This window comes from Amycolatopsis solani (genome assembly GCF_033441515.1).
Taxonomy (GTDB): Bacteria; Actinomycetota; Actinomycetes; order Mycobacteriales; family Pseudonocardiaceae; genus Amycolatopsis; species Amycolatopsis solani.
Genome location: NZ_JAWQJT010000001.1, coordinates 2357976 through 2371973, shown reverse-complemented (window position 1 = coordinate 2371973; position 13998 = coordinate 2357976). Strand labels below are relative to the sequence as shown.

Sequence of the window (13998 nt, the reverse complement as noted above, 5' to 3'; positions counted from 1 at the left end):
ACGGAGAATTCGGCGGCTATATCGAGCACTTTCCGAGTGGAATCACCTTGGCACGCTCCGCTTCGGATCGTCAAACTTCGGGCTCAGTGAACGGGCCCACGCCAGCGATCCCGACGGGATTTCGGCCAGCTCGTACCCGGCGGGCGGGACGGCGTCCATGAGGTGGCGGACGAAGTAGTCCCATTTCCGCCGGGTGACGTAAGCCTCGCGGTGGAACATGGTGTGCCCGGCGCCGGGCACCATCAGCAAATCGAAGTCCTTGTTCGCCGCGATCAAGGCGTCAACCAATCCCAGCGTTTGGTACGGCAGCGCGTTGTCGTCGAGCTCGCCGTGGATCAGAAGGAGTTTTCCGCGCAGGTTCCCGGCGAATTCGGCGTTGACGCACCGGCGGTAGCGCTCCGGTTCGTACGGGCCCTGGTACACCTCGCCCCACCACGGCAGCTGCAGCCTCGGGTCGTGGCACCCGGACACCCCGACCGCGACCCGGTAGAAGTCCGGGTGCGCGAGCACGGCGCGCACGGAGGCGGACCCGCCGGCGGAATTGCCGGTGATCCCGACGCGCCCGGTGTCCAGCCACGGGTACCGCCTGCCGAGCTCGGTGATGGCGGCCACGTGGTCGTCGAGCCCGCCGAAGTCGTCGATGTGCCCGTAGGACAGGTCGTGGAACTCCTTGTCCCGGCCCGGTGTGCCGCGGCCGTCCACCGAGACCACGGCGAACCCCAAGGCCGCGTACGCCTCGAAGTCGCCGGTGCCGGTGTTGTCGAACCCGGGCGGCGCGTGCTGGGAATGCGGACCGGGGTAGATCCGGTCGAGGACCGGGTACCGCCGCTCCGGGTCGAACCCGTACGGGCGCCACAGGAGGCCGTAGATGTCGGTGGTGCCGTCGGCGGCCTTGACCGTGAACCGCTCGGGGGGTGTCCAGCCGGCCCGTTCGAGCGCGGAGACGTCGGCCCGCTCCAGCTCCACCACCACCCGGCCGGTCCGGTCGCGCACCACCGCGACCGGCGGCCGGTCGGACAGGGACGCGGTGTCGACCAGGTAGCGGCCCGACGGCGCGGCCAGCACGACGTGGTCGTCGAGGTCGTCGGTCAGCCGGGTGAACCCGCTGCCGTCCAGCTCGGCCCGGCACAGCTGCCGGACGTACGGGTCGGCGTCGACCAGGCCGGCCGCGGTGAAGAAGACGACGCCGGCGTCCTCGTCGACGTGGACGATTTCCCTTACCGCCCAAGCACCCTTCGTCACCTGGTTGACCAGGACCCCCGAAGCGGAATACCGGTAGAGGTGCCCCCAGCCGTCGCGCTGCGAGTACCAGAGCACGTCCCCGTTCGCCAGCGTGCGCACGAGGGGCGGTTGGAAGATCTGCTGGTTGGGCTCGACCCGGGTCCGGCCGCTTTCTTCGACGACCACCCGGGACCCGCCCGTCGCGAGGTCCACCGCGACCAGCCGCAGGCGCAGGTAGAACCGGCCGGGATCGAGGTAGTAGAGCGTCCCGCCGTCGGCCGACAGCCACGCCCGGTCCCACGCCAGCGGCGAGCGGAACGACGCGTGGAAGGGCTCGGCGTCCGACGGCGTCACCGTCCGACGCTCCAGGTCGACGACGACCAGGTGCAGCATCGGCTGGTTCTCTTCGCCGGCCATGGCGTACCGGTAGGCGTGCGAAACCGGGCGGCCGCCGCCTTCCGGCGCCGACTCGACCAGGTGCAGCAGCTCGACCTCGCGCTCGTCGATCCGGTGCGTCACCAGCTTCGTCCCGTCGGGGCTCCACAGCACCACCGGGGGCGCGACCGCGCCGGCCTTGCGCATGATCGACCGGTGCTGCCAGAACGTCGTTTCGGTGGCGTACGCGTTGTCGGCCGAGCCGTCGTGGGTGAGCGGTGACTCGGCGCCCGTTTCGTCGCGCACCCACAGGTTGTGGTCGCGGACGAAGACCGTCCACCGCCCGTCCGGCGAGCGGGATTCCCCGAGGGCCGCAGAAACCGGCGCTTCCGCGGGCGTGCACGCGTAGTCCTCGAGCGATACCCGCCACCGGCGGCCGCCGGATTCGACGACCACGGCGGCGCTTTCGACGTCGAGCAGCGACAAGCGCAGAGCCTCGCGCTCGACCGGTTCCCCGGTCGCGGCCGCCAGCGCGGCGGCCATCCGGCCGTGGTCGAAGGCGGGTCGCCGGGTGCCCGCGACCGGATCGACCAGCACGTGCTCCGGGCCGTCCGCGCTCGAAGTCGCGTACCAGAACGAATCCGGACGGGACGACCACGTCAGCGGGCCGGCCACGCCGGTGATCAGCGAAGCCCGGCGCGGCCTCAGCATCTGCTCCGCCCGCCGGTAGTCCTCGGCGGCAAGGGTGCGCTCCATGAGCGCGACGATACGGCATAGTCTACGCCGTAGACAACTACCCGCTCCGAGCCTCCGCGCGGTCGATTAGGCTGGTCACGTGACCGAAAAACCCGCGAAGACCACCGCACGGGCGACGACGCCGCGCGGGTCCCTCAACCGCCGCCGGATCCTCGACGCGGTGGCGGCGACGGTCGCGGAGAAGGGCGTGGACGCCGTCACGATGCGCGCCATCGCGACCGAGCTCAAGGTCGACCCGATGGCGCTCTACCGGCATTTCCGGGACAAGGACGCCTTGCTCGCGGCGTTCGTCGACGACGTCTTCGCGGAGATCGGACCGCCGGAGAAAACCGGCGTCGAAGGGGCGAAAGAACTGGCCCGGCAGTACTTCCGGGCCCTGGTCGCCCACCCCGGGCTGGTGAACATCACCCTCGAGCACGCCCTCGACAGCCCGCACCAGCTCCTGATGGGCGAACGGATCTACCGGGGCATGCTCGACGCCGGCTACGACATCGAGACGGCCGTCATGGTGTTCAGCGGCCTGCAGCGGTTCGTCCTCGGCAGCGCGCTGATGTACCCGCGCCGGACCGACCCCGAGGACCTCCCCGGCTGGAACCGCGTCCGCGGCCGCTTCCGGGACCTGGACCCCGAGCAGTTCCCGACCTTGCGCCAGGTCAACGAGCAGGTCCCGCGGATGAACCAGGAAGAGGTCTTCGGCCGCTGGCTCGACTGGATCTTCGACCCGCCGGGGTCCCGCGCGGCCGGCGCCTGACGCCGCTCACGTGCAGTGGTCGAGCAGCTCGGCCAGCTGGTCCCAGTCGCGCGACCGCTGCCGGGCGACCTCGGCGAGGCCCGGCGCGCAGTGGCTCGGGATCTTGTCCACGACCGTCTTCAGGTCGGCGCCGCCGAACGGGACCTCCAGCCAGCGCAGCACCGCGCGGCCGGATTCGGTGAACCGCAGCGCGGGGTCCCGGCGCATGCGGTCCAGCACGTAGGCGGGGTCCGCGCCCGGCCCGGCGGTGCCGATCGCGGCGGCGCGAGCCGGCTTGCTCTCCTTGCGGGACACCGGTTCTTCCCCGCCGCGCAGGCGTTTGCGCACGTCCTTGGCCGTGGTGACCGACACCCCGGCCGCCAGCGCCACTTCGCGCGCCGACGCGTCCGGGTCGGCCTCGAAGAGCTCGGCGGCCCGCCGCCGCGCCTGCTCGGTGGACCGGTACAGCACCCCGTTGCTCGCGAGCCTGCCGGTCGGACGGGGAATTTCCCCGTCCGACCGCCGCCGGATCGCGGCGACCGTCTTGGGCGAGAGCCCGGCGACCCCCGCGATCCGCCGGTCCGACCACTGCGGGTAGAGGAAGAGGATTTCCCGCGCCGCGGCCTTCCGGTCGGCCAGCGTCAACGGCAGGCCGTGCATCGCGTTCAGCTTGACGGCCAGCACGAACGCCTCTTTGACGTCGCCGTCGAAGAAGACCGCGGCGATGGTCGTCTCGCCGCGCGACTGCGCCGCCCGCACCCGGTGCAGGCCGTCGATGACCTGCGTCGTCGCCCGGTGGACGACGATCGGCGGCGGCGCGATCGCCGACTCGGCGAGCAGGCGGACGTGCTCGGCGTCCTCCACCGTCCGCGGCGCCGCCGCGAAGGGTGCCAGGTCCCGGATCGGGACGTTCACGACGTTCGAATAGAACCGAGATTCACGGTTCAACGGGTCGGCGGTGTTTTCCTCCGCCGAAACTGCAGTCACGGTCATGGATCCCCCCGGATGCGAAAGCCGCTCCGCCCGATGACAACCGCTTCACGTGCCGATTCTGCTCGACTCCGTTGTCACGGCGACCGAACGAACCTATCGTGTGGAAAACCGGTACTCCCCGCCAAGCGCATCCTCCCCGGACGACGGCTAGGGGTAAACTCAGATGACCGACGCTGCCCTGCCGGTCACATCAGCGAACACCTGGAGCCTACGGCGGGCTTCGATTCGCGTCAACTAGCGTGACCAGCAGGCTATGCTCTGTCCATGACAGCGACCTCCAGAGGAGCGTTAGTGCCGTGACCACCCCAGCTCCTTCCCTGGCAGCCAAGATCGAGAAGCTGTTCGAGACGGTCCAGCCGCTCGGCCGCGAGTACAGCAACGACGAGGTGGCCAAGGGCTGCGCGGAGATGGTCGGCGGCACGTTCTCCAAGACCTACGTCTGGCAGCTGCGGACCGGGCAGCGGGACAACCCGACGAAGCGCCACCTCGAGGCGCTGGCGTCGTTCTTCCGGGTGCCGCCCGCGTATTTCTTCGACGACGAGACGTCCGAACGAGTGGATTCGCAATTGGCGCTGATCGCCGCACTGCGCAACGCCGACATCCGCAACATCACGCTGCGCGCGCTCGAACTCGACAGCTCCGGCCGGGAGTTCATGTCGCGTATGATCGAAGAGATCGGCCGAATGCAGACGCGACGCTGAGGGTGCGTCGAACACCGGACCCGACATGAGGGCAGACGTGGACCGCCGAAGCAGCCATCAACCGTTCGACGTCCTGTCGCTGTCAGCGATGCGACGGGCCGCCAAGCGCAAGCTCGAGTCCCTGCACATGCCGCCGTGCCGCGACGTCGTCGAATTCGCGGAAGCGCTGAGCGCCAAGCGGGGCATCCCCCTGCACGTCCTGCCGGTGACGATCCGGCCGTCCGACCCGTGCGGGCTGTGGCTGTCCACGCCGGAGGCCGACTTCATCACCTACGAGGCGGTGGCGAGCCGCCCGCACCAGCACCACATCATCGCGCACGAGCTCGGGCACATGATCTACGGGCACCGCGGGGTTTCCGCGGCCAGCAGCGTCACGACCCAGCTGCTGTTCCCCGACCTGGACCCGAGTCTCGTCCAGGACCTGCTCGGCCGTTCCGGGTACACCGAACGCCAGGAGCAGGAAGCGGAAATGATGGCCACGATCATCCAGGACCGCCTGCGCGAGGCGCCCGAGGCCCCGGACCCGGCGTCGGCCGACGGCATCCTCGACCGCATCCGGCGGTCGCTCACGTGAACGCGAAGGGCTACCACGACTGAGCGCCCCGCCGTAAATTGGTGGGCCGGCGCTCGACGACCAGCTGGGGGACGCTCGGGATGGATCTGCTGGAAGCCACCAGACCCGCGATGGCGGCGTTCTGCTTCATCGCCCTCGTCTACAAACTCCTGACTTCGTCCAAGGCCCACCGCGACCCGGCGACGATGGCGCTGCTGGCCGTCTTCGCGTCGGGCGCGATCGCCTGGACCGTGACGACCCCGGGGATCAGCGCGGCCCTCGAACGCCGCACGGGCCTGCCGAACCTGTCCACCCTGGTCATGGAACTCCTGGCCGCGGTCGTCCTCAGCCCGGCACTGCTGGTCGCGGTGATCACGTGGTCCAACTCCCCGGCGGACGCCAAGCGCAAGCGCCGGGCGGTGATCGCCCGCGGCTCGGCCATCGGCGCGGTGATGATCACCCTCTGGATCGCGGCGGCGGTGAAGACCCCGGACGGCACGGAGTACCTCGTCCAGAACGCGAACCGCCCGATGGTGATCGCGTACCTGCTGGTCTTCGAACTGGGCTTCGGCCACGGCCTCACGGTGCTCCTCAGGCTTTGCTGGCCCTACGCACGCATGAGCGGTGACACGTGGCTCCGCCGCGGCTTGTTCGTGACGATGATCGGCGCGGGCGCCGACCTCCTGGTGATCGCCGGCCGCTTGATCTCGGTCCCCGCCTTGATGCTGGGCTACGACCCGATGGCCTGGGAGGTCGCCCTCGGCGTCGTCAGCCGCCTCGGCACGATCGGAATCGTCCTGGGCCTGCTGATTCCTTCGCTGGCCGCCCAGTGCGAGAACGTCGCGGCCTGGTGGCGCGACCTCCGTTCGTACCAGGCACTCGGCAGCCTCTGGCACGACCTCAGCCAGGCCTTCCCCGAGGTCAGCCTCCTGACCGGCAAAGTCCCCCGCCGCGCGTACCTCCGCGTCGAGGAAATGCGCTACCTCCTGGGCCGCCGGGTGATCGAAATCCGCGATTCCTGGCGAGCGCTACGCCCTTACGTACCGCACAACAACACCAGAGCGGACACCGACGTAACCCACCTGGCACTGGCTGCGGCGTGCTCCCTCCGCGCCGCACTGGCCGCGAAGTCAGCGGGCTGGGCAGCCAACGAGGAGTCGGGCGCCAGCCGCCTGGAACGCCTGGAAACAACGAACTTGGACGACGACATCGAGTGGCTGGTCCGAGTGGGCCGCGCCTACACGGCGACGCAACCCCAGGAGAAGCAAGCGGTCCTCCTGCCCGCCACCAACTGAGGCAACGTCCACACAGGACACAACGAAAACGGCCGCCCACCCTGAGGTGGACGGCCGTTTCAGAAAGTGGAGCTGAGGGGAATCGAACCCCTGACCTTCTCGATGCGAACGAGACGCGCTACCAACTGCGCTACAGCCCCTTGGTTGTGCTCGTAGAGCTTAGCAGTGCCCCACGAGCACCCCGTGCAGGGGGGTCACTCGCCAACCGCACGCCGATAAGGGCCGGTCCCGGGCTCGTCCAGCTCCTCGAACGCCGGGTCCTCGTCGTCCAGATCCACCACGACCGCGCTGCGGCGGATCCGCGACGTAGGGGACGGACGCCGCTCGACGACCTCCCGCCGCACCGGCTCGACGACGTCGACGTCCTCGCGGTGGTCCTCTTCGATCGGCTCAGGCTCCTCGGCCACCGGAGCGCGCCGAGGCGCCCGCGTGCTGTTGAACCGCGCGAGCCGGCGCTGCCGGATCTCCTCCTCGATGCGCACCTGGCGGCGCAGGTACACGAGGTACCCGACGAGCACGACGTCGACGACGGCGTGCCCCCACCAAGCCAGCGGGACGAGGAAGCCGGCGACCGCGGCCGTGGCCACGGCGATCACGAGCAGGATGACGACGACCCGCTGCCGGAAGCTGTACTTCGCGCGCGCCGCGATCTCGGCCGCTTCGGGGTCGAAGCCGCCTCGGCCGGGTCGGTAGCCCGGCCGGTCGCGTTCGGCGCGAGAGGCACGCGAGCCGCGCTTCGGCTGCGGGAGCGGTTCGGGGTCGGGCTCCGGATCCTCGAAGTCGTCCTCGAGCTCGAGGTCCGCTTCCAGTTCCGCGAGGTCGTCCTCGACCGAAGGCCGGGACTTCTCGGGACCATCGGACATGGCGAATTCCTCCCGGTCTTCGTTGCGTCCACCACCACTGCGCACGACCCTGGCCGCCATCGCGGAGTCGGTCGTTCTCGCGACCTGCTGCCGCCGGCGCGCGACCATGGGCACGAGTACGACGAGCCATGCCGCGGCGAGCGCGACGATGATCACGGAGCTGGGCATCTCCCGTCACCTCCCCCGATCCTTCACCTGAAATCACGCTAGTCACAGGAGTAACAGATCGGGCGGAGGCTCGCCGGGTTCGATCACGGAAATGCCTCACCGGATTAGGTGAATCTCACAGCATGTGGTAACGCGGCTACTGACCCAGGTGGGTAATCACGGTCAGGCGTAGTCGGCGCGGCCCGCCGCGACCAGCCGGGACACCAGCCCGGGCCCGGTCTCCTCGCGCGTGACGGCGAAGCAGTAGTGGTCCCGCCAGGCGCCGGCGACGTCGAGGTAGCGCTCGAACAGCCCCTCCTGCCGGTAGCCGGCCTTCGTGAGAACCCGCAGGCTGGCGACGTTTTCCGGCCGCACGGTGGCCTCCAGCCGGTGCAGGCCGGCCGGGCCGAAGGCGTGGTCGGTGACGAGGGCGACGGCGGCCGTCGCGACCCCGCCGCGGACCACATCGGACGACACCCAGTAGCCGATCCAGGCGGACCGCAGCGACGCCCGGATGACGTTACCCACAGTGATCTGACCGGCGAGTCGCCCGTCCAGGGTGATCGTGAACGGCAGGCACTGACCACGCCGTGCGAGCGAACGCAGGGCCGCCCACTGCGAAGGCCATGACCAGAAGGCGTTGCGTTCCGGCCACGGGCCGACGCCCGTCGGCTCCCACATCTCGAGGTGCGCCCGGTCCCGGAGCCGGATCCGGCTCCACTCGCCCGCGTCGCGCAGCCGGACCGGCCGGATCGCGACCACGCCGGCGGGAACCCGCAGCGGGCCGAGCCGCGCCGGCCAGCCCGGGTGCCTGCTCTCGACCGGGTAGGACACGCCGGACACGGAGTTCATCAGGCCCGTTGCGCCAGGAACGTGACCTGGACCTGCTCGCCGGCGGCGACTTCCGTCAGCTCTTCCGGCACGTTGATCAGGCAGTTCGCTTCGGCCAGCGACGCGAGCAGGTGCGCCCCGGACTGGCCGAGCGGCTGGACCAGGTACTCGCCGTTGGCCTCGTCGCGCAGCAGCTGACCGCGCAGGAAGCCGCGCCGGCCCTCGGTCGACGTGATCGGCGACAGCAGCCGCGCGCCGACGATCCGCCGGTGCGGGTTGCGGGTCCCGCGCGCCGCCCGGATCAGCGGCCGCACGAGCACCTCGAACACCACCAGCGCGCTCATCGGGTTGCCCGGCAGCAGGAACGTCGGCACCGAGTCGGGGCCGAGCCTGCCGAACCCCTGCACCGAGCCGGGGTGCATCGCGACGCGGGTCAGGTCGATCCGGCCCAGGTCGGACAGCGCGGCGTGGACCTCGTCGCCGGTCGTGCCGCCGGCGCCGCCGGCGACCACCACGATCTCCGACATCAGGAGCCGTCCTTCGACGATCTCCCGCAGCCGCTTCGGGTCGCTCGGCACGATGCCGACCCGGCTGACCTCGGCGCCCGCGTCCCGGGCGGCCGCGGCCAGCGCGTAGGAGTTGACGTCGTAGACCTGCCCGACCGACGGCGTCCGGTCGATGTCGACCAGTTCGTCGCCGACCGACACGATCGACACGCGCGGCCGCGGGTAGACCAGCACCTTCGCCCGGCCGACCGCGGCGAGCAGGCCGACCTGCGCCGAGCCGATCGTGTCGCCGTTGCGCACGGCGACGTCGCCGATCTGGACGTCTTCGCCGGCCCGCCGCACGTACCCCGCGGAGGGCACCGAGCGGTGCACGGTGACCTTGGCCTGGTGTCCGTCGGTGTAGGCGAGCGGGACGACGGCGTCGGCGAGCGTCGGCAGCGGCGCGCCGGTGTCGACGCGCACGGCCTGGCCGGGCTGGAGCCGCCGCGGCTGGCGCGAGCCCGCCGCGATCTCCCCGACGACCGGCAGCTGCACCGGCTCCTGCCCAGCGGTGCGCACGTCGACGCTGCGCACCGCGTACCCGTCGATCGCGGCCTGGTCGAACCCGGGCAGCGCGTGCTCCGCGACGACCTCCTCGGCGCAGAGCAGGCCCTGGGCCTCGGAGATCGCCACCCGCACCGGCCGGGGCCGGACGGCGGCGTCCAGCGTCATGGAGATCTGCGCGTCGACCGAGCGGAACTCGGCCTCCTCCTCGGCCACTTCGGGCCGTGCCGCGTCGAGGGATTCCGTCATGGGCGATCTGTCCCGATCCGTTCCGTCAGCCACGCCCGTAAAGATGGACCGTACTCGGGCGTTTCAAGCGCGAAATCGACCGCGGCGCGCAGGAAACCACCCGGATTCCCCAGGTCGTGGCGTCCGCCGCGGTGGACGACGACGTGCACCGGGTGCCCTTCGGTGATCAGCAGCGCGACCGCGTCGGTCAGCTGCAGCTCGCCGCCGCTGCCCGGCGTGATCCGCTTCAGCGCGTCGAAGATCGCCCGGTCGAGCAGGTAGCGCCCGGCCGCGGCGAAGGTCGACGGCGCGTCCTCCGGCTTCGGCTTCTCGACCATCCCGTGCACGCGCTTGACGTCTTCGTCGTCGGTGTCGCTGACGTCGAACACGCCGTACGGCGAGATCTCGGCCTTGGGGATGTCGAACGCGCAGAGCACGCTGCCGCCGTGCTCGGCGCGGACCGCGCTCATCCGCTCGAGCACGCCGGTGGGCAGCACGAGGTCGTCCGGCAGCAGCACGGCGACGGCCTCGTCCTCGGGCGTCAGGTTCGGTTCGGCCTGCGCGACGGCGTGGCCGAGGCCGAGGGCCTGCTCCTGGATGGCGGTCTCGACGGCGAGCAGCGCGGGCCCGCGGCGGACCTTCTCGAGCAGCTCTTCCTTGCCCTTGGCCTTGAGGTTCTCCTCCAGCTCGGGCTGCGTCTCGAAGTACTTGACGACGGCTTCCTTGCCCGGCGAGGTGACGATGACCAGGCGTTCCGCTCCGGCGGCGGCGGCCTCGGCCGCGACCAGCTCGATGCCCGGCGTGTCGACCACGGGCAGCAGTTCCTTGGGCACGGCCTTCGTCGCCGGAAGGAACCGTGTCCCGAGGCCGGCGGCAGGCACGATGGCTGTTCTGAACGTCTGGGAGGTTGCGGCGCCCGTCATGGGCGCAAAGCCTAACGTGAGGTCATGCACGCGCTGGGCAATGAGCACCTGAGCAAGGCGGAGTGGCGTGACCGGCTGAAGCGCGCACGCGCGGACCAGACCGCCGAATCGCACGCCGCCGAGGCGTCGGCCCTGGTCACCGAGGTGTCGAAGGTCACAGCGGGCACGGTGTGCGCGTACCTCCCCTTCGGCACCGAACCGGGCACGGCGGCGCTGGCCGACGCGCTGGCGGCCGGCGGCGCGCGGGTGCTGCTGCCGGTCATCCAGCCCGAACCGGGACCGCTCGAGTGGGCCGAGTACACCGGCGAAGCCGATCTCGTGCCCAGCCGGTTCCGCGGGATCCGCGAGCCGGGCGGGAAACGCCTGGGTGTCGAGGCCGTGGCGGCGGCCGAGCTGGTCCTGGTGCCCGCGCTCGCCGTGGACCGCCGGGGCGTCAGGCTCGGGCGCGGCGCCGGTCACTACGATCGTTCGCTGGTGTTCGCCGAGGCCGGCGCGACGCTGCTGGCGGTCGTCCGGGACGAAGAACTGGTCGACCGGCTGCCCGGGGAGCCCCACGACGTGCGGATGACCGGCGCCTTGACCCCGGGTCGAGGCGTGGTCGAGCTGCCGATGTGAGCAACCTGGAATTGCTTTCGGGGAATGTTTTCAAGCACAATCGGGTTGGCACTCTGGTCGGATGAGTGCCAGCAAAGGAGCCGTCAGTGCCTACGTACCAGTACGCCTGCAAAGAATGCGACCACCGGTTCGAAGCCGTGCAGTCGTTCTCGGACCCGAGCCTGACCGTCTGCCCGCAGTGCTCCGGCACCCTGCGCAAGGTCTTCAGCTCGGTCGGCGTCGTCTTCAAGGGCAGCGGGTTCTACCGCAACGACTCGCGCGACTCGAAGACGTCGAGCACCGCCGCGACGCCCCCGAAGTCCGAGACCAAGTCGGCCGAGACCAAGACGGAGTCGAAGTCGGACACGAGCTCGGCATCCTCCTCCTCGAGTACGACGAAAACCACCGCCGCGGCCTCCTGAGCCGGCGGGTTGTCCACAACACCCCAGTTGTCCACAGGTACCGGACGAGGCCCTTCCGGCGGCCCGTCCGGCTCCCTAACGTCGATCTTGTGCGGCACGCCGTCGCACGAGATCCGACCGAGGGGGCACCGTGGACGTGCTGGCGAGGTTCCACCCACCCGACTTGTCCCGGCTGCGAGGCCGGCGGACGCGGCTGATCCGCCGCTGGCTCGCCGCCTGCCTGGTGCTGGCCGCTGCGCTGCTGTTCGTCCACCCCGGTTCCGCGCGGGGTGCGCCGACGGATCCGACCGTCGTCGCGGCGCACGACCTCCCCGCAGGCGCGTCCTTGCGCGCCGCCGACGTCCGGCTGGCCGATCTCCCCGGTGACGCACGTCCGTCCGGCGCGCTGAGCTCCCTGGACCTCGTCGACGGGCGTTCGCTGGCCGGCGCCGTCCGCGCCGGTGAGCCGCTGACGGACGTCCGGCTGGCCGCCATCCCCGCCCCGGGTGATCCTGGCACGGCCACCGTGCCGGTCCGGCTGGCCGACGCGGCCGTCGCCGAACTCCTGACACCGGGCAGCCGTGTGGACGTCGTCGCGGCGCCGGAGGCGGGCGTACCCGCTTCCGTACTGGCCGGTGGGGCCACGGTCGTGGCGATCGGCCATCAGGAGCCGTCCGCGGCGAAGGGCCCCCTGGTCCTGCTCCGGCTGCCGGAGGCGATCGCGACGAGGGTGGCGGCGATTTCACTGGAGCGTCCGGTAACGGTTACTCTCCGCTAGCCCCCACCAGCCCGGTTGCTAGGAGAGCAAGTGTTCAAGGGTTTCAAAGACTTCCTGATGCGCGGCAACGTCGTCGACCTCGCCGTCGCGGTGGTCATCGGCTCGGCGTTCACGGCGATCGTCACGGCGTTCACCAACGGCCTCATCAAGCCGCTGATCAGCACGATCGGTGGTACGGACGCCGCCAAGGGCCTCGGGTACCAGATCTTCGACAACAACGAAGCCACGTTCCTGGACTTCGGCGGCGTGATCAACGCGGCGATCAACTTCGTGCTGGTCGCGGCGGTCGTCTACTTCGTGATCGTGCTGCCGGTGAAGCACGTGCAGGAGCGGCGCAAGCGCGGCCAGGAGCCGGGCCCGTCCGAGCCCACCGACGTCGAGCTGCTCATCGAGATCCGCGACCTGCTGCGCGCCCAGGCCCAGCGCGACAACGGCCGCGACTGACGGCTCAGCGGTCGTGATGCGGTGGCCGGTTCTCCCGGTACCAGTCGTCCGGGAGACCGGTGCGCCGCTCGGGATCGCGTTCGTCGGAGGTCGTCTCAGGCAGGACGTCCCCGAAGATCTCGTCGACCCGGCGGCGCCGCTCGCTGCTGGTCTGGGGGTTCCGCTGTTCGCCCGGCATACCCCCAGTGTCCCACGACTCGTTCTTTGATAACTCCAGAGCGAACGCCGAGCGGCGTGCCCGCACCTCGTCCCGCCATCCGCTGATCTGTTCCTGGCTGTGCAGGAAGTCCGCTCCCGGCCCGTGGGTGAGGTCGATGCCACCGAGCAGATCGAGCGCCCACAGCTGATGTTCGTCGAGGTCGACCCGACCGGCGAAGTCGTCGCTGAGCCACTTCATGGCCCAGCGGTCAGCCGCGTCGCGGCTGATCCGCCCGGCGAGGACACCGTCGAACCAGGCCTCGATCTCGCCCATCCCCGGCCCGGTCAACGGTGGATCACACCTCTTCGAGGCCCGAAAGCTCGTCGATCACGTGCGGCACGAGCGAGGTCAACGTCGCCATCCCGTCCCGGACCGCCGACCGCGACCCGGCGAGGTTGACCACGAGGGTGCTCCCGGAAACCCCGGCGAGCCCCCGCGAAATCCCGGCGTCGACCGCGCCGGCGGCCAGGCCGGACGCGCGGATCGCCTCGCTGATCCCCGGGATCGGGCGGTCGAGCACACCGGCGGTGGCGTCGGGCGTCCGGTCGCGCGGCAGCACCCCGGTGCCGCCGACGGTGATCACCAGGTCGGCGCCGCCGATCACGGCCGTGTTGAGCGCGTTGCGGATACCCGTGGTCTCGGCGTCGACGACCACGACACCGTCGACGATGAAGCCGGCTTCTTCGAGCAGCTCCGTGACGAGCGGACCGCTGGTGTCCTCGTGCTCGCCGTGCGCCACGCGATCGTCCACGATGACCACGAGGGCCCGGCCCAGCCGTTGTGCACTCCGTTCCATGGCGCCCACCGTAGTCGGTTTCGGCCGTACGGCGGTGGGAGGTGCCGGGTGAGTTCTGACGATCCGGTGACGTGGCCGCGCCGCTCTCGGCAAGGCACCGTGCGGCCCCCTAGCGTGGCCG

At 70.7% G+C, this 13998-nt stretch carries 16 protein-coding genes and 1 tRNA gene; 8 read left to right on the top strand and 9 right to left on the bottom strand.

All coding sequences use genetic code 11. The features are described 5' to 3' along the window. Nucleotides 1-42: 42 nt before the first annotated feature. On the bottom strand, nucleotides 43-2352 hold the full coding sequence (locus SD460_RS11855; protein WP_318306150.1) for a S9 family peptidase: 2310 nt from the start codon (nucleotides 2350-2352) through the stop codon (nucleotides 43-45). A gap of 79 nt (nucleotides 2353-2431) precedes the next feature. Here SD460_RS11855 and SD460_RS11850 point away from each other — a divergent pair, with 79 nt between their 5' ends. Next, a complete protein-coding gene (locus SD460_RS11850) occupies nucleotides 2432-3103 on the top strand; it encodes a TetR/AcrR family transcriptional regulator (protein ID WP_290049792.1) in 672 nt (223 codons plus the stop codon). Between the two features lie 6 nt (nucleotides 3104-3109). Here SD460_RS11850 and SD460_RS11845 read toward each other — a convergent pair whose 3' ends face one another. Then, complete coding sequence (locus SD460_RS11845; RefSeq protein ID WP_318306149.1) at nucleotides 3110-4075, bottom strand: ParB/RepB/Spo0J family partition protein; 966 nt, start codon at nucleotides 4073-4075, stop codon at nucleotides 3110-3112. Between the two features lie 296 nt (nucleotides 4076-4371). On the opposite strand from SD460_RS11845, the gene SD460_RS11840 reads away from it, so the two are divergent. From SD460_RS11840 to SD460_RS11830, 3 genes are all read left to right on the top strand, one after another. After that, nucleotides 4372-4776 (top strand): XRE family transcriptional regulator, encoded by a 405-nt coding sequence (locus SD460_RS11840; RefSeq protein ID WP_125312461.1) that lies wholly within the window; start codon nucleotides 4372-4374, stop codon nucleotides 4774-4776. A gap of 88 nt (nucleotides 4777-4864) precedes the next feature. Continuing rightward, on the top strand, nucleotides 4865-5350 hold the full coding sequence (locus tag SD460_RS11835; RefSeq protein ID WP_318306148.1) for a hypothetical protein: 486 nt from the start codon (nucleotides 4865-4867) through the stop codon (nucleotides 5348-5350). 80 nt (nucleotides 5351-5430) lie between these two features. Further along, nucleotides 5431-6624, top strand: coding sequence for an MAB_1171c family putative transporter (locus SD460_RS11830; protein ID WP_290049787.1), 1194 nt, complete (start codon nucleotides 5431-5433; stop codon nucleotides 6622-6624). Nucleotides 6625-6691: 67 nt separating this feature from the next. On the opposite strand, the gene SD460_RS11825 is transcribed toward SD460_RS11830, so the two are convergent. The 5 genes from SD460_RS11825 to SD460_RS11805 all read right to left on the bottom strand — a co-directional run bounded on the left by SD460_RS11825 (nucleotide 6692) and on the right by SD460_RS11805 (nucleotide 10665). Further along, nucleotides 6692-6764: transfer RNA gene (locus SD460_RS11825), tRNA-Ala, on the bottom strand. A 54-nt stretch (nucleotides 6765-6818) separates the two neighbouring features. Then, a complete protein-coding gene (gene sepX, locus SD460_RS11820) occupies nucleotides 6819-7655 on the bottom strand; it encodes a divisome protein SepX/GlpR (RefSeq protein ID WP_290049785.1) in 837 nt (278 codons plus the stop codon). Between the two features lie 162 nt (nucleotides 7656-7817). Beyond that, complete coding sequence (locus SD460_RS11815; protein ID WP_318306147.1) at nucleotides 7818-8486, bottom strand: GNAT family N-acetyltransferase; 669 nt, start codon at nucleotides 8484-8486, stop codon at nucleotides 7818-7820. Then, the gene (glp, locus tag SD460_RS11810) at nucleotides 8486-9763 is read right to left on the bottom strand and encodes a molybdotransferase-like divisome protein Glp (RefSeq protein WP_290049782.1); all 1278 of its coding nucleotides are present in this window, start codon (nucleotides 9761-9763) and stop codon (nucleotides 8486-8488) included. Before glp ends, SD460_RS11815 begins: the two co-directional genes overlap by 1 nt. Continuing rightward, on the bottom strand, nucleotides 9760-10665 hold the full coding sequence (locus SD460_RS11805; RefSeq protein WP_290049780.1) for a UTP--glucose-1-phosphate uridylyltransferase: 906 nt from the start codon (nucleotides 10663-10665) through the stop codon (nucleotides 9760-9762). The genes glp and SD460_RS11805 overlap by 4 nt, the downstream gene beginning before the upstream one ends. 24 nt (nucleotides 10666-10689) lie before the next feature. Between SD460_RS11805 and SD460_RS11800 the strand changes: the two genes are divergently transcribed. The 4 genes from SD460_RS11800 to mscL all read left to right on the top strand — a co-directional run bounded on the left by SD460_RS11800 (nucleotide 10690) and on the right by mscL (nucleotide 12882). After that, nucleotides 10690-11280, top strand: coding sequence for a 5-formyltetrahydrofolate cyclo-ligase (locus tag SD460_RS11800; RefSeq protein ID WP_290049779.1), 591 nt, complete (start codon nucleotides 10690-10692; stop codon nucleotides 11278-11280). Nucleotides 11281-11366: 86 nt separating this feature from the next. Further along, nucleotides 11367-11681 (top strand): FmdB family zinc ribbon protein, encoded by a 315-nt coding sequence (locus SD460_RS11795; RefSeq protein ID WP_290049777.1) that lies wholly within the window; start codon nucleotides 11367-11369, stop codon nucleotides 11679-11681. 130 nt (nucleotides 11682-11811) lie between these two features. Continuing rightward, nucleotides 11812-12438 carry an SAF domain-containing protein gene (locus tag SD460_RS11790; protein ID WP_318306146.1) on the top strand — a complete coding sequence of 209 codons (627 nt, stop codon included), beginning with the start codon at nucleotides 11812-11814 and terminating at the stop codon, nucleotides 12436-12438. Nucleotides 12439-12468: 30 nt separating this feature from the next. Beyond that, nucleotides 12469-12882: a large-conductance mechanosensitive channel protein MscL gene (gene mscL / locus SD460_RS11785; protein ID WP_086678717.1), complete on the top strand. Its 414-nt coding sequence runs from the start codon at nucleotides 12469-12471 to the stop codon at nucleotides 12880-12882. Nucleotides 12883-12886: 4 nt separating this feature from the next. On the opposite strand, the gene SD460_RS11780 is transcribed toward mscL, so the two are convergent. Next, nucleotides 12887-13354: a hypothetical protein gene (locus SD460_RS11780; protein WP_290049851.1), complete on the bottom strand. Its 468-nt coding sequence runs from the start codon at nucleotides 13352-13354 to the stop codon at nucleotides 12887-12889. A 22-nt stretch (nucleotides 13355-13376) separates the two neighbouring features. Beyond that, a complete protein-coding gene (locus SD460_RS11775; RefSeq protein ID WP_086861534.1) occupies nucleotides 13377-13877 on the bottom strand; it encodes a MogA/MoaB family molybdenum cofactor biosynthesis protein in 501 nt (166 codons plus the stop codon). Nucleotides 13878-13998: the final 121 nt, after the last annotated feature.

Coding starts and splice junctions, on each gene's coding strand:
- SD460_RS11835 (WP_318306148.1), top strand. CDS start 4,865: ATGCGACGGGCCGCCAAGCGCAAGCTCGAGTCCCTGCACATGCCGCCG.
- SD460_RS11800 (WP_290049779.1), top strand. CDS start 10,690: ATGCACGCGCTGGGCAATGAGCACCTGAGCAAGGCGGAGTGGCGTGAC.
- SD460_RS11845 (WP_318306149.1), bottom strand. CDS start 4,075: ATGACCGTGACTGCAGTTTCGGCGGAGGAAAACACCGCCGACCCGTTG.
- SD460_RS11780 (WP_290049851.1), bottom strand. CDS start 13,354: ATGGGCGAGATCGAGGCCTGGTTCGACGGTGTCCTCGCCGGGCGGATC.
- SD460_RS11775 (WP_086861534.1), bottom strand. CDS start 13,877: ATGGAACGGAGTGCACAACGGCTGGGCCGGGCCCTCGTGGTCATCGTG.
- SD460_RS11805 (WP_290049780.1), bottom strand. CDS start 10,665: ATGACGGGCGCCGCAACCTCCCAGACGTTCAGAACAGCCATCGTGCCT.
- SD460_RS11855 (WP_318306150.1), bottom strand. CDS start 2,352: ATGGAGCGCACCCTTGCCGCCGAGGACTACCGGCGGGCGGAGCAGATG.
- sepX (WP_290049785.1), bottom strand. CDS start 7,655: ATGCCCAGCTCCGTGATCATCGTCGCGCTCGCCGCGGCATGGCTCGTC.
- SD460_RS11815 (WP_318306147.1), bottom strand. CDS start 8,486: ATGAACTCCGTGTCCGGCGTGTCCTACCCGGTCGAGAGCAGGCACCCG.
- glp (WP_290049782.1), bottom strand. CDS start 9,763: ATGACGGAATCCCTCGACGCGGCACGGCCCGAAGTGGCCGAGGAGGAG.
- SD460_RS11830 (WP_290049787.1), top strand. CDS start 5,431: ATGGATCTGCTGGAAGCCACCAGACCCGCGATGGCGGCGTTCTGCTTC.